This window comes from Burkholderia sp. BCC0044 (assembly GCF_902832955.1).
Lineage (GTDB): Bacteria > Pseudomonadota > Gammaproteobacteria > Burkholderiales > Burkholderiaceae > Burkholderia.
Genome location: NZ_CADFDO010000011.1, coordinates 13,991 through 34,171, shown reverse-complemented (window position 1 = coordinate 34,171; position 20,181 = coordinate 13,991). Strand labels below are relative to the sequence as shown.

Below are 20,181 nucleotides of genomic sequence, written 5' to 3'. Positions count from 1 at the left end.
TAGGTGTCGATCGGACATGCTGCCCGTGTCGGCCAGCGGTCGGGAGCCCTGCTATTCATGCATGGCGCGCGGGCAATGGGCAGGGGTCGTCTCGTCGATCCAGGGCCGATCGAGCGCAACACTTCGGTGATGTTCGCGAACGGCATCCTCTCACCGACGAAAGCGCGGCTGCCTGGCGGCCTTGCGCATGTGCGCCATCGAACACGGTCGGCAGATATCGTTTCGATGCCGACTCGAACCGCTCGACCTGCCAGGAGCCAACGCATCGCTTTCGGGCAATGCGGAAACCGGGACGAAGGCGGGTCCGCCTTCCCCGGCATCGGCGATTCGATGAGGATCGGTCGCCGCGACCCGACGGCGCCGACGTCAGATCATCGTTTTGCGCTCGGTCGGACCGGCGAACCGCCCCTCATGCGGTGACCAGCTTTTCATGCGGCTGCTCGAGAAAACCGTCTTCGTAGAAGTAGTCGAAGAACGTGCGCAACCAGTCGTTGGCCGGACGTAGCCCCGATGCGAGCACGTCACCCGCGAGCCGCTTCAGTTGGGTGACCTCGATCGGAAGAATGCGCCCGACCGTCGGATCCGCGGCGGGATTCAATTTCTTGAGTACCGGAATCAGCATCGAAAGCGGATGCGCCGGGTCCTGCCGGACATGTTCCGCCAATGCCGCGAGCCACGCGTCGTAGCTCATCCGTTCGATCGGGAAGCCTTCGTCTTCGATGAAATCGACCAGCGCGTCCAGCGAGTTCCAGCGCGGGTTGATCACATGCACGCCATGCCCCGCGGCAGTCGGGTCGAGCGACGCGCGGACGATGATCCGGCTGACGACGTCGACCGGCAGGATGTTGTCGAACCCGACGTCGCGCGGCGCCTTTCCGAACAATATGATGCCCTTGATCAATCGGCAGAACAGATCGTCCAGGTTCATCCGCCCGCTCACCGCATGCCCGACGATCCGCGCCGGGCGATAGACCGTGACGGGAACGCCGCGCGCCTGCGCCTGCGCGAGCAACTGTTCGGCGACCCATTTGCTCTGTTCATAGCCGCTCGTCAGGTGTTCGTGGAACGGCACCGCGAGCGTTTCCGGCAACGCATCCGAATAACGGTCGAGCGTGCCGACCGTGGACACGTAGTGAATCGGCGTCACGCGATGCAGGCTCGCCAGTCTGACGATGTCCTGGGTCGCCAGCACGTTGACCTGCTTCAGCGTCGCGTACGGATAAACGAAATTGACCAGCGCGCCGTTGTGGTAGATCGCATCGATCTCGCTTGCGAGCGCGTCGAATGCCGCCGCCGACAAGCCCAGGTTCGGTTCGCCAAGATCGCCCGGCACGGCCACGATCCGATCGCGGTGCTGCGCATCCCACAAGCCGTGCGACTGCATCGCGGCCTCGATGCGTCGTACGCCGGCAGCCGGATCGTCGGCGCGGACCACGCACATCACGCGTGCGTCGGTCGTCGCGAGCAGCGTATGAAGCAGGTGCACGCCGAGGAACCCCGTCGCGCCGGTGAGCAACACCGTGCGATACGGGCGCAACGCATACGGTTGCCGCGTCTCGATTGCCGGGTCGAGCCGCGCTTCGCCCGGCAAATCGACGGCCGGCGTATCGCGACGCACATTGCCGTTCGCGATGCTGGCAGCCAGGCCGGCGATCGTCGGCGCGGCCAGCAGCGTTTCCATGTCGATCGGCTGCTGAAGCCGCTCGCCGACCTGATACAGCATCACGGTGGCTTGCAGCGAATCCCCGCCGAGATCGAAGTAATTGTCGTGAATGCCGATTCGTTGCTGCTTGAGCAACACGCTCCAGATGTCGTGAATCGCCATTTCCACCATGTCGCGAGGCGCCGCATGCCGATCAGGCTGGCGCACCTCGACGTCACCGGACAGTAGCCGGAGCCGGTCGATCCGCCCGTTCGCGGAACGCGGCAGAGCCGCGAGCGCGACGATCGCGCCGGCGGACAGTGCCGGCATGCCGCGCTCCCCGGCGAGACGGCGCACGATGTCCGCGGCGTCGGCCGTCGCGTGCTGATGGAACAGCGCATATTCCCATTTGCCGCTTTCGGCGATTCGCTCGACGAGCGCGACCTCGTCGACCCCCGCCTGCCGGGCAACGTCGGCTTCGACATCGAGCCAGTCCGCCGTCATCGCTTCGGAACACGCGCGTCGATCAGGCAGCCACGTATGACAGCCACGCTCCGTCTGCCACGCGTCCAGCGCCGTGCGCAACCACGTACCGTTGCGCGTGACGGTCAGGTTATCGCGGTCCGGCCTGCCGTTGCGCCACATCAGCTCGGGCACCGAATACCCCGACACGACGAGCGTACCGAGCGCGTCGCCAGCCGCCGGGTTCAGATGGGTGTCGGCGACGAACACGGATCGATCTGCCGATGCCGATACCACGCCCGCTTCGAGGCGATCGAATCCATCGGCAAGTGAAACCGCATGCGGGAGCGACCACGCAGGCCAGCACAATTGCCGGAAGCGTTGCGCGGATGGTGCGAGCTCGGCGAGCCTCGCGGCGTCCTCGCGCGTCAACGAGCGTGCGTCGGTCATGATCCAGTCGGCGCGAAGCGCGCCGGCCGACAGCGTCGAGGAGGCGCGGATGATACGACGCGTCGCTTCCGGACTCAGGACGACACCGTGCCAGTGCGCATCCGGAGACGCCGCTTGCAGCAGAAACGCGGGATCGCCAGCGTTCGCGATCTGATGCAGCGACAGCCCGGCGCTCAGTGCGCCCAGTACCGTCCACAACGCCGTATGCGACAGCGGCCCCTCGCCCAACGCAACCTCTCGCGACGCCCCGGCCGGCAACGTCGCGCCGAACGCGCGCGCGGCTTCGACGAGCTGAGCATGCGTATAACGCATGACACGCCAATCGCCATCGATATCGCGCCGCAGCAACGAACAGGCGCCCTGCACCGGATCCGAGTGATCGTCGAGCATACCGTCGATTTGCCCGTACATCGGGTCCTGCTCGTCGAAGACGTAACACATGACGCCTGCCAGCGGCGTATGCTGCGCGGTCGTCACGCAGCTTCGCAGCGGTTCCGGCGACCAGCCGCCATCGACGATCGCATCGAACGCGGACGACGGCAGGTTCGGGTCGGTCATCACGCAATCGACGCCATACGTCAGCCCGGACAGCAGCAACACCAGCCCGGAGACGGCGTCATCGCATGCAACCAGCACGCGCTCGCCCGGCCGATAGCCGAAACGCCGCCATTGCCGAACGGCACGCTGCACGCGATCGGCAATCGTTCCATAGGTGACGTCGTGCGCACCGACCGACGACTGGCGACCGTCGCGTCGGGAAAAAGCGATTCGATTCGGCGTGCGAGCGGCATGCGCGGCGATATGCGCCGACAACGTCGCGTCGCCAATCGGTGCCCGTGCGGATGCGTCGAACGCCCCGCCGGTACCCGTCGAGGGTCGCGCATCGAGCACGAGATCGCACACTTTTCGCGGGGTCGCGTCGACCAGGATTTCAAGGAGCCTGCGGTATTGCGAAGCCAGGCGTTCAATAAACGCCGCGTCGAAGCGAGCGGTGTCGTAGGTCAACTGAAAAGTCAGCGTATCCGTCGGCAATACGACGAGCGCCAATGCATAACTCGTTTCCTCGACCGCGCGCGGGTCGTCGATCCGCCACCCGCAACTCGCCGCGAGCCGATCGAACGCGTCCCGGCCTGGATAGTTCTCGAATACGTAAAGCGTATCGAAGAGCGATTGCTGGCGCGGCACTTCGCTGCATTTCAATACGTCCGTGAGCGCGCTGTGCGCATGCTGTTCCAGCCGTTGCGTGTCGGCTTGCACGCGTCGCAGCCAGTCGGCCGTATCGAGCTCGCCGTCGAGCGTCGCACGCCACGGAAGCGTGTTGATGAACAGGCCGGCCATGCGTTCGATGCCGTCCACCTCCGCGGCACGCCCCGATACGACGATGCCGCCGACGACGTCGTTGCAACCGCCGTAGCGCGCAAGCAGCATCGCCCACGCCCCCTGGCAAAGCGTATTGAGCGTCACCCGCGCGACGCGGCATGCGCGGCCGGCCGTCTCCATCCATCCGGCCGGCATCGTGTCGGCCCGGGTCGACAGCGTGCGGCGCGTGTCGGCGCCGACTGCGGCGCCGTTCGCCGGCGAAGGGAAGACCGACGGCGCGAATCCTGCCGGCCTGCGATAGCCGCGCAACAGATCGCGCCAATAGTCGAGCGAACTGTCGCCATTGCGGGTGCGCAGCCACGCAACGTAGTCGCGATAGTCCCGCGCGATTGCAGGAAGCGGCGCATCCGGGCGCGAATAGCGCTGAAAGACCTCGCCGAGCAGCAACGGCATCGACCAGCCGTCGAGGATCGCGTGGTGATAGGTCCAGAGGAACCGATGCCGCTCGTGACCGAGCTGGATCAGCGTGACGCGCATCAGCGGCGCGACGCTGAAATCGAAGCCGCGTGCACGATCGCTCGCGAGCAATCGATCGAATCGACCGGCTTGCTCGTCGGCCGCCTGATCGCGCCAGTCGATCACCTCGAACGGCAACCCGACCGTATGCCGGACGACCTGCAACGGATTCTCTTCGTGCAGACGAATGAACAGCGTCTTGAGTGCGTCGTGGCGATGCACGACCGCTTCCCACGCGCCGCGGAATCGGTCGAGGTCCAGCGCGCCGTGCAATACGCAGGAAAATTGCTCGACGTAGATGCCGGAGGCCGGATCGAGTCGCGAATGGTGGAGCATGCCTCGCTGCAGAGGCGTGAGCGGGTAAATCGTATCGACGTTTCGGGTCATCCTGTATTCCTGGTGCGATCATGCTCGACGAACGCGCGGTATCGCGCGCCGCCGCGTTCAGCGCTCGAGTGCGTCGATTTCTTCCAGCAGCGCATCAAGCGCGTCCTGGTCGACATCGAGTTGGGGAACGTCGTCGGGTGTCAGACTGCCCACCCCGTCGGCGCTGCAATGACGAATCAGCATCGTCAGCGCCTCTTCGACGCGGCACATCAGGCAGCCGACGCTTTCGTCGACGCCCGGCACCCCGAAGAAGCTGGACTCCACCGTCAGCCTGCCGCGCGACACGTACGCGACGATGTCCAGCAGGTGCGTGCGCCGCTGGCGCGGGCTGCGGATGCCCGGCGCCGGTTCGGGCGGCCCGCCGTACAACGGCGACGACGGCCCCGACAACTGCTCCAGTTGACCGAGATAGGTAAACAGGATCGGTGCGCGCGGAAACGACGCCAGCGCGTCATCGCCGGCCTGCTGCTTCGCGTCGAGATAGCGCAGGACGCCATAGCTCGCACCCTTGCGCGGCACCTCGCGCAGTCGCGCCTTGACCGACTTGATGAGCGCCGACGGATCCGCGGCGTTAGCCGGCGCGTCGATCAACACCGGATAGATGGACGTGAACCAGCCGACCGTGCGGCTCAGGTCGATCGAGTCGCCGAGCCCGTCCCGGCCATGCCCCTCGACGTCCACCAGCAACGCATCGCTGCCGCTCCATGCATGAAAACCCGCGTGCAGCGCGGCGATGAGCAGATCGTTTGCGTCGGTGCCGTAGGCACGCGGCGCCGTGGTTCGAAACGCGTGCGTCAATTCCGCATCGAGCGTGATCGCGCAACTGAGCGACGACTCCTGATACGCGTGCTGAACGATCGAGGTCAGCCCGTGACGCATCAGTGCCACCCGCTTCGGCCCGCCCAGCACGTCGCACACCTGGGCGTTCACCCTGCTCCAGTAGCGGCGATCGTCGTCGAGCGCATCGCCCTGCGTCAGCGCGAGCCACTGGTCGACCCACGCCTTCACGGAGCTCGTCTTCAGCGGCAACGCCGCCGCCGTGCGGTCACGCAAGCGCAGATAGCAGTCCGCCAGATCCTGCAGCAGGATGCTCCAGGACACACCGTCGATCGCCAGGTGATGGACAACGATCAACAGCCGGCTGCTCGACACGCTGGTGCTCTCGAGCCACCTGACCGCCATGAGCCGGCCGCCGTCGAGGTCGAGGCTGCTCTGTGCGGCGTCGATCGCGTCGCGCCACATGCGTTCGCAATGCCGGCCAGCCGAGTCGATACACCGGACGATCGCAAAATCGGCGGCTTCGGTTCCACTGTCGCCCGCAAACACGTGCCGCATTCCGTCGCCGTGCGCGACGAAACGCGAGCGCAGCACGTCGTGATGGCGCATCACGACGCGGATCGCCTCGGCCATGATGTTCGCGTCGGGCGTCTCGCCGAGCGGAACGAGCAACGCCTGGTTGAAGTGCGAGCGATCGACGTCGACGCGCTCGATGAACCATTGTGCCGCCGGGCCGAGCACCGTCTCGCCGTGCACCGGCCCCTGATCGACCTCGAGGCCCGGCGTCTCGCGCACCACCGTCGACAGACTCGCCACCGTCGTATGCAGGAAGATGTCCTGCGGTTTCAAATACATGCCGTCGAGCGCGGCGCGGGATACGATGACCGCGGCGAGAATCGAATCGCCGCCCAGTTCGAAGAAATCGTGATCGACGCCGACCGACGGCTGGCCGAGGACGTCGGCCCAGATCGCGGCGAGTTTGCGTTCGATGTCGGTCGACGCGCTACGGTCGACGCGCTCGTTTGCGCGAGGCAACGGGAGGCCGCCCGCATCGAGTGCGCCGCCCGCGTCGAGCGGCAGCCGGTCGAGCACCATGATCGCGTCAGGATGCATTGCGTCCGGCAACGCATGCTTCAATGCGGCGCGAACCGCATTTTCGAGTGCATGCGCATCCACGTGGCCGTCATCCGCGACGAGATAGGCGACCAGCATTTCCTGCGTGTCCCGGACGACGCACGCACAGGCGACGGCAGCCACGCCGGGGATCGCGGAGATCGCCCGCTCGACCGTGCCGATCTCGATCGGCACGGGCCGGTGACGCGCCACGCGTAACGACGGATCCGCGCACAGCAGGTCGCCGCCACGGCGTACGACCGAAACGCCGGTGGATATCAACCGGCTATCCGGGGATGCGGTTTCGAGCGGAATCACGTCAACCGACGCGCGGGTCGACGAGCCGTCGAAGAAATGCAGTTTTCCGGCCTGGCGATCGTCCGCGAAGCTTCGGGACGCTCCGAGCGCGAACGCAATGCGTCCCGGATACGACGGCGCCAGCAATTGCCAGCCGTCCGGCCCCGCAGCGAACGCGCACAGCGTCGAGCCGGTGTCCGCATACTGCACCGGGACGAAGTACGCCGCTGCGGGTATCCGGTTGGCGGCAACGAACGACGTCAACGTATGCGGATGCTCGCCATAAGCGACAAGTGTGCGTGCCCGACCCATGCCGGCGACATCGGCACGTTGCAACAAAAGCGACGGCAGGATGAGCGATGGGCCGTCCGCGAGCAACCGGTCGAGTTCGGCGTACGCGAGGTCCGCGATCGAAGGATCGCCGGAAGCGAGCGCATCGATCGCGGCCCGCCCGGACAGCCGAGCCGCGCCGCCGACAAGCACGGCCTGGGCAAGTGTCGCTGCCGAGAGCCAGTCATGCGCGCCGTGCGGAACGAGCGCCGTTGCGTCGGCGTCGAGATGGAGCAATTGACCGACATAGTCGAGCAGCGGTTCGACCGCCGACGCCTCGCCAGCGGCAACGCCGTCGCCGCGCGCATGCACTACTTCGACCGCGTCGATATCCCAGCCGGACCAGCTATCGCTGCGACTGCGGCACACTGCGTCGGCCGTATCGGCCGACACGGTATAGCACGCGCCGACGGCGCGGATGGCGAGCAACGCGACCGCGCGCTCGGCGACACTTCGCAACCGGAGTTCGACACGTTTGCCGACACCGATCCCGATGGCGTCCAGTTGCGCACGGACGGCGCGAACCGCATCCTCGACATCACCGTGGCGGATCGCGCGATCGTCGAATTGCCAGACCACGCGCGAGGCATCGTGCTGCACATCGGATTCGGCTCGGGCCGCGCGGCCCACGAATGCGTCGGCTTCGGCAATGCGGTTCCGCGCATCGTCGATCGACTCGGTCGCGAGTGCGTATTGGTGCAGGGAACGGGTGGTGTCGGCCACCACCTGCTCGACGAGATGCGCATACTGGCTCGCGAATCGCTCGATGGTCGCGATCTCGAACAGATCCGTATTGAACGTCCAGGCCGTCAGATATTCGTCGCCGAGATCCTGCACGTTGAGCGTCAGGTCGTGCGTCGCGCCGCGCGTACCGGTGCTCGATGCGGCGAGACGCTCACGATAGAACGGCACGCCGCTCCCTGCTTCGGCGGCGAAATCGCCGCGGGCCTGGTTCCAGTTGTACATCACCTGGTAGATCGGCGATCGGCTCGGATCGCGCGCCGGACGCAGTGCATCGACCAGCAACGGAAACGGATAATCCTGGTGATCGAGCACACGCAGCATCATTTCGCGCGTGCGTCGCAGCAGGTCGTCGAACGAATCGTCCGGCCGGACTTCACACGCGAGCACGACCGTGTTCACGAAATGACCGACCACGCTCTCGCTGCCCGGCGCGTTGCGCCCGGAAGTCGGCGCGCCGATCATCCACCGCGCCTGCCCGGTATGGAGGTAAAGATGCAACTGATAGACCGCGAGCAGCAACATGTACGGCGTCACGCGCAGTTGCTTCGCGGCAGCGCGCACCTGATGCGATAGCGTCGCGCCGAGCGACCGGTCGTATACGCGGCCATGCTCGGTTTTGCGCGGCGGGCGCAACCGGTCGGTCGCCAGGCTCAGCGCCGGAAATCCGTGCGCCAGCTCGCGCCGCCAGAACGCCGCGAGATGCTCGCCTTCCGCGCCGTCGAGCCGTGCGCGCTCGTGTTCGACGCAATCCTTGTACTGCACCGGCAGAGGCGGCAACTTCAGCGGCTCCCCCGCGCATGCGAGCCGGTAGAGCGTGCGAAGCTCGTTGAGCAGGATCTCGAGCGACCAGAAATCGGCGGCGATGTGGTGAACGTTCAACAGCAGCACCACGCGAATCGCGTCGGCATCATCCCGCTCGTTCAGCAGCAGCTTGAGCCGGATCGGCGATTGCGTCAGGTCGAACGGGCGATTCGACTCCTCGTCGATCCACCGGCGGATCGCGGCTTCGTCGGCCGCAAACACGCGATCGACCGAGAACTGCGCGCGCGCTTGCGACCCTACCTGCTGATGCGGCTCCCCATCGATCACGCGGTACGCGGTGCGCAGGATCGGGTGGCGTGCGATCAGATAGTCGACGCAGCGGCGCAGCGTGGATAGGTCGACATCGTCGTCGACGCGCGTCGCGTACGTCACGTTGTACGCCGCGCTGTCGGGATTGAGCTGATGCAGCGACCACAGCGATTTCTGCGCGAACGAAAGCGGGTAGGTGCCCGCCGTTCCCGCAAATTGCTCGAGCAGCGCGATGAGCGTCGCCTTGTGGGTCTTCAGCTCGTCGACGAGCGAAGGTGTCACGGCGCCCTTCGGCGCCTTGTATTGCAGCTTGCCGTCCTGGGTCCAGAGCTCGATGCCCCGCCCGGCCAGTTCGTTGATGAATTCGATCGAGCTCACAGCTCCCCTCCTTCCATTTCCACGCCGAACGTCGCTTCTGCGGACACCACGTCGATCCGGTCCGCGACGCGCGACGGCGGGGTTCCGTCGATAGCCCGCGACTCGCTGCGCTCGAGCGTCGCCATGATGGTGCGCACGACGTCGTCGACGGTCGCGCCTTCGAGCAATCGCCCGAACGGAACATCGACGCCCAGCTCGCTGCGCAATGCATTGCGGAATTCCGCGGCCATCAGCGAATCGAGCCCAAGCTCGATCAGCGGGATATCCGGCGCGATCCGTTCGTTCGACGTATGCAGGGTCGTGGCGATTGCATCGGTCAGGTGCCCGCGCAGCAACTGCATGCGCTCGTCGTCCGGCAACGCCGCCATGCGTTCGCGCAAGCCGGCCCCGGTGCTGGCCGGGCGATTCGCCGCGGGCGTTGGCGGCACGAGCTCCGACAACAGCGCCCCCATCGCACGACTCGGGCTACGCTTGATCAGCGTATCGACTTCCACGCTCCAGATCTGCGTCTGCCCGTCGGGTTCGGCGACCAGCGTGTCGAACAGGCGCAGCGCGACGTCCGGCTCGATCGGCTTGAGACCGAACGATGCGATGCGGCGCAATTGCAGCGCGTCGAGCTGATCGACCATCCCGTTGCCGCCCCACAGGCCCCAGTTCATCGTGTGCCCGGGCAAGCCATCCTGGTTACGCGAGGCCGTCAGCGCGTCCACATAGGCGTTCGCAGCGGCGTACGCACATTGCCCCGGGGAGCCGATGCAGGCCACGATCGACGAAAACGACACGAAGTGCCGCAGCGGCAGATGCGCGGTCGCACGATGCAGATTCAACGTACCCGCGACTTTCGGCGCGAGCACCTTCAATACGTCAGTCATCGGCTGGGTCGCAAGCAGGCCGTCGTCGAGCGTGCCCGCCGCGTGCAGGACACCCACCAGCGGATGCGCGGCATCTGCCGCGAGCGCATGGACGAGCGCGTCCATGTCGGCGGCCGCGGCAACGTCGGCCGCCACGAATTCGACGATCGTGCCGTGCGCATCGGCGATCGACGCAAGCCGCGCGCGTTCGCTGTCGGCCGGCACCTGGCGGCTGGCGGACACGATCTTCGGCACGCCATTCCGGATCAGTTGCTCGATCACCCGCGTGCCGATTGCACCGCGCCCACCCGTCACCAGATAGGCGCCGCGCGCGAGCGGTTGTGCCGCACCGGCGTCGCGTGCGACGAGCCGCGGGACGTACACGTTATCGCCATGCGACACGAACTGCGTCTCACTGGTCGCCGCGGCGCCCGCCAGCGCGGTCAGCGCACTCGCGCAAGACGTCGCGTCGGGCGCCGGCAGATCGACCACACACACAGGAATGTCGCCGCTCTCGTGCATCAGGCTGCGGGCGACGCCCCACGCGGCCGCCTGAAACGGCGATACGCGCACGTCGATGCCGGGCACGCGCTGCGCCGCTTGGGTCACGATGCACAGGGCCGGTGTGCCCTGCGGCCAGCGGGCCGATTGCACTTCGCGCCAGAGGTTCGCGAAGCGCCGGTAGGCTGCGCCGACCGCGGCGAGTTCGTCTTCCGATGCCGTGTCGTCATCCGACGGCCACACGTAGAGCAGCACGGTACGTCGTGCATCCGGGCCGGCGAGTGCATCGTCGAGCGCAGCACGAATGCGCCGGGCACCTGCATCGTCGTCGAACATGTCGTCCACGGGCAGCGCCGCGATCGCACACGCGTCGCCGGCGTCTTCACAGGCCTGCGCCAGCATCGCGTCCAGCGCGGAACCGTTGCCGATCAGCACGACGTTCGCGCGTGCGTCGGCCGCTTCCTGTGTGGCCGCAACCGGCCGCCAGACGAGCGTATTCAGTGCGACAGGCTCCACGGGCCGCTGAAATCGGTGCGGGTCGACGGCCATCAGCCGCAGTCCGGAGACGACCGCGACGCAGCAGCCCGCATCGTCGTATAACCAGAGGTCCGCAGTAGCCAGGCTGCGCTTCACCCGGGCCCGCACCGCGCACCACACCGCCCGCGCGCCGGGCATCGGCATGCAAGCGATCCGTTCGATGCCGATCGGCACGAAGGCGGTGTTCAGGTCTGCATCCCATAGCGCGCCCGCGACGGCCTGAAACGCATTGTCGAGCAGCGCCGGATGAACGATGCGGGCGAGATCGTCCGCACCATTCGGCTCCATTTCGATTCGGGCCAGCGCCGCATCGCCGCCACGCGACAGCGCGCGAATCGAGCGAAACGCGCCGCCATATTCGAGGCCGGTCGCTTGCAGGCGCTCGTAGAAACCGTCGACAGGCAACGCGTCGCCGCATTGCGCACGCCATTCGTCAAGTGCCGGCACGTCGGGTACGCCGTGCGTCGTCCCGATCCGCGCAGCGCATTGCAACGTCCATTCGGGTTTGGCAGCGGCCGTGTCGTGACAGGCGTGAATGTCGATCCGCGTGCCTTCGTCGCCGGAAGAATGCGGACCATCTGCTGCGTGCACGACCGTGCCGAACGTCACCGCCTTGCCCGGCTCCAGCGTGAGCGCGTTGTCGAACGACACCTCATGCGCGACGAGCCACGAGCCGGCGCCGGATTCCGCCTCGGCGCCATCGCGCCGCGATGCGGCATCGAGCAGGGCTTCGACGAAGCCTGCGGCCGGAAACACGAGTTGCCCATGCACACGGTGTCCGCCCAGAAACGGCAGATGCCGATCGGATACGTGGCTCTCGTAGCGACGATGGTCCGATGCCGGGATCGCGAGACGCTGGCCCAGCACGCCGTGACCGGCGGTCCGACGCGTGCCGGCTGCGCTCGTCAGCACGGTCGCCCGCTGCGCCGGCTCCCGCGCATTCACCCAGTAACGCCGTGCTTCGAGCGGGTACGGCGGCAGCACGCCGCGGCGCGCGGCGTGCCGCATCGGCGCACCGGTTCGGGAGCGCTCGTATGCATGCCAGTCGACACGACGGCCGCACATATAGACATGTCCCAATGCACGCAACAACTGCTCGGTTTCGCGCCCGTCACTGTTCATCGACGGCAGCGCAATCACGTTGCCATCGCTTGCCCGGTCCGCCATGCATGCGGTGACGAGCGTTGAAAGCGTCTTGCCGGGCCCGATCTCGATGACCGTCGTCACCTTGTCGTCGAGCAGCGTGTCCACACCTGCCCGGAAGGCCACCGTGGCCCGGACGTGCTCGACCCAATACGCGGGATCGCACAGGCGTTCGACCTCGAACCGGCCCGTCACATTGGACACGATCGGAATCGCAGGCGCGCGATACCGCACGGTCGCGGCGACGGCGCCGAATTCGGCGAGCATCGGCTCCATCAGCGGCGAATGGAATGCGCGCGATACCGCCAGCGCCTTCGTCGCGATGCCGCGCGACGCGAACAGCCGCTCGATCGATTCGATTGCGTCCGGGTCGCCCGACACCAGTACGCTCTCGGGGGCGTTGTCCGCGGCGATGGCGACGCGCCCGGGGTAGTCGCGCACGGCATCGGCCACGTGACGCACGCTTGCGAACACCGCGAGCGCACGGCCAGGCGCGGTGAGCGTGTCCATCAAACGACCGCGCGCCGCCACGAGACGGCAGCCGTCCTCGAGCGAGAACACGCCGGCGATGCACGCAGCCGCGTACTCGCCGATGCTGTGGCCCATCACGACCTCGGGCACGACGCCCCAGTGCATCCACAGGCGCGCGAGCGCGACCTCGAGCGCGAACATCGCAGGCTGCGTGTAACGCGTTTCGTTTATCCGGTCCTGATGGTCGCCCCACAGCACGTCCACGAGCGACAGTTCTCCTTGCGCCTCGATATGGCCGTCGCATGCGTCGAACACGTCGCGAAACGGCGCGAAATCCCGATAGAGCTGCCGAGCCATTCCAGCGCGCTGCGCGCCCTGCCCGGTAAACAGGAATGCGAGCCGGTCTCGAACGCCGCCGGGTTGCACGTGGCGAACGGTCACGGCCCGCGCCGCATCCGACAGCGCATCGAGCAGCGTATCGCGCGAATCCGCGACGATCGCGACGCGATGCCGGTGGCTGTCGCGTGCGACGCGCAACGCGCTGGCCACCGCATCCGGCGCCAGCGAAGCGTCCGCCCGCACGTGCGCCGCGCAGTCTTCGATCGTCTGTTTCAACATCGGCGCCGTGTGCGCGGACAACGGCCAGATGTCGTAACGCGCGAGCGCGGCCGGCGCGGCGTCGGCTGCGGATTCGGCCGCGCGCGCCTCCTCCCACGCCTCGACGATCAGGTGCGCATTCGTGCCGCTCATGCCGAACGAGCTGATCGCGGCGACGCGCCGGCCCGGTCGCGACGACGGCCATGCCGCATGCTCGGTCGCGACGCGAATGCCGTTGGTCTGCCAGTCGACGTGCGTAGTCGGCGTATCGAAATGCAGGTGCCGCGGCAGTTCACCCTTTTGCAGCGCGCAGACGACCTTCATCAGCCCGGCGACCGCGGCGGCCGATTCGAGGTGCCCGATATTCGTCTTGATGCTGCCGACGTACAGCTCGCCGCTGCGATTCGTGTCGCGGCAGTACACATCCTCCAGCGCACGCAGTTCGATCGGATCGCCGAGCGGCGTACCGGTGCCGTGCGCCTCGATGTAGTCGACGTCGGCCGGCGAGACGCCCGCGTGTTCGAGCGCCTCGCGGATCACGTCGCGTTGCGCGCGGCCGTTCGGCGCCGTCATCCCGTTGCTGCGCCCGTCGTGATTGACCGCGGAGCCGCGGATCACCGCGCGGATCGGCCTGCGCTGCGCACGCGCATCGGACAGCCGCATCAGCGCGACGACGCCGCAGCCTTCGCCGCGCACGTAACCGTCGGCGGCCGCGTCGAACGTCCGGCAGCGGCCGCTCGGCGACAGCGCCTGAAGCTCGCTCAGCGCGATCGTCATCTCCGGCGACAGCATCAGGTTGACGCCGCCCGCGAATGCGACGTCGGACTCGCGGGTGCGCAGGCTATGGCAGGCCAAATGAACCGCGACGAGCGACGACGAGCACGCGGTGTCGAGATGCAACGCCGGGCCATGAAATCCGAACAGGTAGGAAATGCGTCCGGCCGCGAAGGGCCGCGCGGTACCGAGCGACGTCTGCGCATAGCTGAGCGCGTCGGCCGATACGCCCTCGCTGACGCGCGCGTAGTCGTCGACCGACGAGCCGACGAACACGCCGGCTCGGTACGACGCGATCGTCTCTCGCGAAAAGCCGGCATCTTCGAGGGCACGCCACGTGCATTCGAGCAGCAGCCGCTGCTGTGGATCGATGTGCGGCGCCTCGCGCTCCGACACGCCGAAGAATCCCGCATCGAAACGATCGACGTCGTCGATGAATCCGCCATGCCGGCTGTAGCTCGTGTCGCGACGGCCCGGCCGCGGATCGTAGATCGCATCGGTCCATCGGTCGGCCGGCACGGGGCCGACGGCGTCGGTCCCGTCCGCGAGCATCGACCACAGCGCGTCGGCGGAATCCGCGCCGCCGGGCAGGCGGCAGCCCATGCCGACGATGGCGATCGGCTCGTTCATCGCGCTGCGCGCTTCGGCCAGTTCGCGTTGCAGCGCGTCTATCTTCAGCAACGCTTGCTTCACGGGTGTAAGGGGCGCGACGGGCGCCCGACGGGACTCGATCATGTGTACAACTCCAGACGTTCGCGGAACGGGACTGCCGGGGGAGGGGCTCAGCGCTGCAGCGCTTTCAGCAGCAGCGCTTCGGCCTCCGCGTCGGAGAGGGCCGCCAGCTGCTCCGGCGTATGCGGCGCGTCGGCCCCGCCGTCGGCCGGCGCGAAATCGGCCTGCGTGCCGGCCGATGCGGGCGCATCGCTCGATCGCAACGCATCCGCGGCGCCCTGCATCCGCGCCAGATGCGCGGCAAGCTGCTCGACGTTCGAACAGTCCCACAGCACGGCTGCATCGAACGTGAGCCCGATCACGTGCTGCACCTTCAACGAAAACTGGAGCGCGCTCACCGAGTCGAAACCCATCTCGACCCACGCGGCCGTGCGCGACACCTGCGTCTCGGCGATCTTGAGCCGCTCGGCGACGATCCGTACGATCCGGTCCGCGATCTCGCGCTCGAGCAGTATCGACTCGGAATGGGTTGCCTCCGGGGAGATAGTCCGTGCGACCGCACTGCCCTGCGGAGCACCCGCATCGGCTGCATATGCGCCATCGGTCCAGCTGGCGACGGCGCGCAGCTCGCCTTGCAGATACGCACGGCGACACAGCGCGCGCGCGATCTTGCCGCTGGACGTCTTTTCGATGGTCGCCGGCTCGACCAGCACGATCGCGTGCGGCGTGACGCCGAAATCCTCGCCGATCGCAACCACCATCGCGCGCAGCGTGGCGTCGAGGTCCAGCGTCCGGCGCGCGGTGCGGCCGACTTCCTGGATGATCACGAGCTTCTCCTCGCCGTCCGCCTGCACCGATACGGCGGCGCCGCACCCGCGGCGCAACGCCGGCACGGCGTCCTGCACGCATGCCTCGATATCCTGCGGATACAGGTTGCGACCGCGAACGATCAGCATGTCCTTCACGCGGCCGGTCACGTACAGGCGGCCGTCGACAACCGCGCCGAGATCGCCGGTGCGCAGGAACGGACCTGCGCCAGGTTCGGCGTCGAAATGCGCGCCGAACGTCGACCGTGTCGCTTCCGGGTTGCCGTAGTAGCCGACGCCGATCGCGCCGCCATGCACCCAGATCTCGCCCACGCCGTTCGGGTCGGCCACCGGGCGGCCGTCGGGGCCTGCGATCCGGATCTCGGTACCGGGCGCCGTGCCGCCGCACGACACGAGACTCTTCACGTTCGCGTGGCCGGGCTGAACCGGCTCAACGATGCCCGCGGCGAGCTTCACGTTATCGACGTCCAGAAAATAGGCGCCTTCGCCGCACGGCACGCCCGATACGATCAGGGTCGCCTCGGCCATCCCGTAGCACGGATAGAACGAGCCGGGCTCGAAGCCGTGCGCGCGTGCAGCGTCGATAAAATCGGTGACGGTCTGACGATGAATCGGCTCCGCGCCGCAAAACGCAACGCGCCAGCTGGACAGGTCGAGCCGGCCCTCGTCGTCGCCTCCGTTGAGCGCGGCAGCGGCAAGCGCATACGCGAAATTCGGCCCGCCGGACGTCGTCGCACGGTGGGCGGAAATCGCGCGCAACCATCGGCCCGGCTGCTGGACGAACGCAACCGGCGACATCAGCACCACCGACAGCCCGATCGACGCCAGTTGCAACGGCATCGACAGCCCCATGTCGTGATACAGCGGCAGCCACGACAGCATGCGCGTGTCGCGATCGTGCTGCATCAGCAGCGCAATCGACCGTTGATTGTCGATGATGTTGCCGTGCGTGATCATCACGCCCTTCGGCGTGCCCGTCGATCCGGACGTGTATTGAAGGAACGCAAGATCATCCGGCGCCGGCATGCGCGGCAACGCCGACGTGTCCTGCGCACCGGCCTCGACGAGCGCTTCGTACGTGACGATCTCGCAGCCGGTGAACAGCTGCTGCGACGCGCGCAGGGTTTCGAGCGTATCGATCGACGTCGCCGGCGCGACGATCAGCGTCGCGCCGCAGTTGTCGGCAATCGCGTGCAGCTTCGCCCATTGCGCGACCTTGCGTACCTGTTGCGGGTGGTAGGCCGGCACGGCGACGCGCCCCGACGCCAGACATCCATAGAAGGTGCAGACGAACTCGGCGCTCGTCGGCAACAGCAGCAGCACGCGGGCGCCCGGCTCGGTCAGTTGCGCGAGCCCGCGCGCCACGCGCATCATGCCGGCATGCAGATCGCCGAACGTGCTTTGGCTTTCGATCGCTTCGCCGTCGCGCAGGATGGTCAGCGCGACGCGATCGGGGTCCCGCTCGGTATGATGGGCGAGCGTCTCGATGATGGAGGTCGGTTCGACTTCCATCTGAAACACGTTCGGATTCGGATGCGTCGTCATGGTGGGTCCAGAATGAGGTCCGTGCGAGCCGCCGCGCGCAGGCGGCAGCCTGCGCACGGCGGCGATCTCATGCGTGTTGCAGGAATGCGTCCGCGATCGCGCGGCGATTGAGCTTGAGGTTCCGCGTGCGCAATCCGCCTTCGACGTCGAATGCGCGGTCGGTGAAGATCACCTTCACCAGTTGTCGTTGCGCAGGCAACGTGCCGTTGATCGCACGGACGAGCTCGCGCAGCGCGTCGGTGACTTCGGGATCGTCCGGCCGGCGCGTCGCGATGACGACACTGAGCCCCGCTTGCGCGCCCGCCATCACGACGGCCACGTCGACACGCGGATCGCGATACAGCAGCGCCTCGATCGGCTCCGGATGGAATTTCTCGCCGTTGCTCGTGATGATCGCGTCCTTCTTGCGACCGACGACGCGCAGAAAGCCGTCGCTGTCGAATTCGGCGATGTCGCCCGTCGCGACCGCATTCGGTGCGATGAACGTCGCGCGACTGTCCTCCTCCGGCGCATCGAAGTAGCCGAGCGACAACAATGCGCTCCGTGTGACGACGACTTCGCCGTCTTCCAGCAGCGAGACGCTGCCCGGCTCCGCCGGCTGGCCGACCGTCCCGACGCGCACGTGCCCGGGCTTGTTCCACGCGACCATGCCGGCTTCGGTGATCCCGAATGCCTCGTACAGTGCGATCCCGCAATCCCAGAAGAAATCGAGCGCCGCGCGCTTGATCGGCGCCATCCCGGTGACCATGTAGCGGATGTTGCCGCCGGTCAGCGCGCTCAACCGCTCCGCGAGCGTCGACGGGTCGCTACCGGGCCCGGCGGCCGCTCGCGCCAGCGTATGCAGCGTCTCGTACAGCACCGGCGGTGCGATCACGAACGTCGGACGATGCCGCTTGAGCCCAGGAAAAAGCCCGTGGAACGGCACCGACACGAGATCGACCCCGTGATACAGGCAGAAGTAATACGTCATCCGCTGCTGATAGTTCGCGAACGGCAGGAACGTCAGGAATCGCTCGCCCGGCACGACGCCGAATGCGTCGCCATACAGCCCGAGCAAGTGCGCGGTGCCGCGCCGGCTCATCACGAGCCCCTTGGTCCGGCCCGTCGTGCCTGAACTGAACACGAGCGAATGGGTATCGGGCGCATGCTCGACCTGCACCGGCTCGATGCGCGCGTGCGAATCTCCCCGGCTGGCGGGATCGATATCCACGACCCGCCCGCCGATCGTCTCGCCGGCATCGAGCCATCGAGCGTCCACGGCCAGCACGCTCAGCCGGTAGCGCTCGATCAATGCGCGGCACGTGTCGGCCAGGCCATCGTTCGGAAACGCGACCGATACGCAGCCGAGCTCGATGCACGCGAGATCCCACACCATCCACGGATAGCCGTTCGGCGCCGCGATGCCGACGCGCGCGCCCGGAACGAGGCCGATCGCCTTGCCGCGCTCGACCGTGGCGAGCACGTCTTCGAACAGTTCGTGAAAGGTCCGGACGGTTTCGGCGCCCTTGTCGTCGACAAAGGTCAGGGTATGACTGCTGTCGCGCAAACGCGCGACGAGATCGTCGAAGGTCATCATCGGCGTTGTCCCGTCACGCGTGCGCGACGCCTTCCGCGGACGCGTAGTACTTTTGCGCGGCGCTTTCATACATGTTCCAGAACAGCTTGCACGTGTGGCGCACCGCGAACAGCGCTTCCTGCTGCATCTCCACGGTCGTGCACAGGTCGGTCACGAGCGAGATGCCCTCGGCCACGTGCGCGACGTCCTCTTTCTGGTGAACCGAGAAGAATCGCGTGTCCTCCTCGGTGAGCCCGTAGCACTTCGCCAGAATGGAGTGGCGCGCGTCGCCCGCGCGGGTTTCCAGGCTCTGCCCCTCGCTCGCGATCATCACCGCGGCGGCGCCGATATGGTAGGTACCCTCGCCCTTGCAGTTCTCGAGGCGATACTCGATCAGCTCGCGCGTGGCCGCGGACGGCGTCCACGCATCGCGCTCGTCGTCGCTGATGTTTTGCGCGCGAATGAAGTCTTCCATGAGCTCGACATGGTTCTTCGTTTTGGAGAAGCGCCCGGTTTCCTCTTCGAACAGGTTGTACAGCAGCCGGCGCTTGTGGTCGGGGAACGGGCAGCGGAAGTACAGATTCTCGATGTACTCGAGAAAGTACCGGGTGATCTGGTAGCCCTCGAGCGAGATGATCTTCAGCAAGCGCCAGTTTTTCTGCGGCGTGAACAACTCCGCGAAGATCGGGTGATCGAGCGTGAGCTGCTCGTCCAGCGTTTCGCGCAGCGCGCGGGAAAACGTCGCTTTGTCCATCAGCACGGCTTCGTTAGTGAGGGTCATGATCGTTCCCTGTCGGTGAGGTAACCGGCAATGTAATGGCGGCTTTCAAGACTGAAACCTGTCCGTTCGGGCGAGTGTTTCATCGGTACGCCAACCCTGTACGTCAGTGCAGGTAGGCAGTGCGGTGGCTTGACGCTATAAAGCGGAACCCCTACGGCACTTGGAGAATCCGATGGACGACCACGCGAACGTGTTCGCTACGCTTACCGAACTGATTCCGCAGATTGCCGCGCTCGATATCGCGCCGGACATGCTGACGCGGGAAACGTCGCTGACCTCGGATCTGATGCTCGATTCGATTTCGCTGCTGTCGCTGATGGCATTGACCGAGGATCGGCTCGGCGTCAGCTTCGCATCGCACACGGAACAGGTCGCGAACCTCGAAACCATCGGCGACGCGGTGGATCTGGTGGAAATGCTGTTGTCCGTGAAAGCGTAAC

At 66.7% G+C, this 20,181-nt stretch carries 7 protein-coding genes; 1 reads left to right on the top strand and 6 read right to left on the bottom strand.

Annotation, left to right across the window (positions count from 1 at the left end; all coding sequences use genetic code 11):
* Positions 1-409: 409 nt before the first annotated feature.
* The 6 genes from HWX14_RS35785 to HWX14_RS35760 form a co-directional block, all read right to left on the bottom strand.
* Positions 410-4,777, bottom strand: coding sequence for a thioester reductase domain-containing protein (locus HWX14_RS35785; protein ID WP_279611862.1), 4,368 nt, complete (start codon positions 4,775-4,777; stop codon positions 410-412).
* A gap of 57 nt (positions 4,778-4,834) precedes the next feature.
* Positions 4,835-9,487, bottom strand: a complete 4,653-nt coding sequence (locus HWX14_RS35780; protein ID WP_175886743.1) for a condensation domain-containing protein — start codon at positions 9,485-9,487, stop codon at positions 4,835-4,837.
* Entirely contained in the window at positions 9,484-15,096 is a 5,613-nt protein-coding gene (locus HWX14_RS35775; RefSeq protein ID WP_175886742.1) for a type I polyketide synthase, read from the bottom strand. The genes HWX14_RS35780 and HWX14_RS35775 overlap by 4 nt, the downstream gene beginning before the upstream one ends.
* A gap of 47 nt (positions 15,097-15,143) precedes the next feature.
* Positions 15,144-17,405, bottom strand: a complete 2,262-nt coding sequence (locus HWX14_RS35770) for an AMP-binding protein (RefSeq protein WP_175886741.1) — start codon at positions 17,403-17,405, stop codon at positions 15,144-15,146.
* A gap of 67 nt (positions 17,406-17,472) precedes the next feature.
* Complete coding sequence (locus tag HWX14_RS35765) at positions 17,473-18,981, bottom strand: AMP-binding protein (protein ID WP_175886740.1); 1,509 nt, start codon at positions 18,979-18,981, stop codon at positions 17,473-17,475.
* Between the two features lie 13 nt (positions 18,982-18,994).
* A complete protein-coding gene (locus tag HWX14_RS35760; protein WP_175886739.1) occupies positions 18,995-19,741 on the bottom strand; it encodes an iron-containing redox enzyme family protein in 747 nt (248 codons plus the stop codon).
* Between the two features lie 172 nt (positions 19,742-19,913).
* Between HWX14_RS35760 and HWX14_RS35755 the strand changes: the two genes are divergently transcribed.
* Entirely contained in the window at positions 19,914-20,180 is a 267-nt protein-coding gene (locus HWX14_RS35755) for a phosphopantetheine-binding protein (RefSeq protein ID WP_047903999.1), read from the top strand.
* Position 20,181 lies beyond the last annotated feature (1 nt).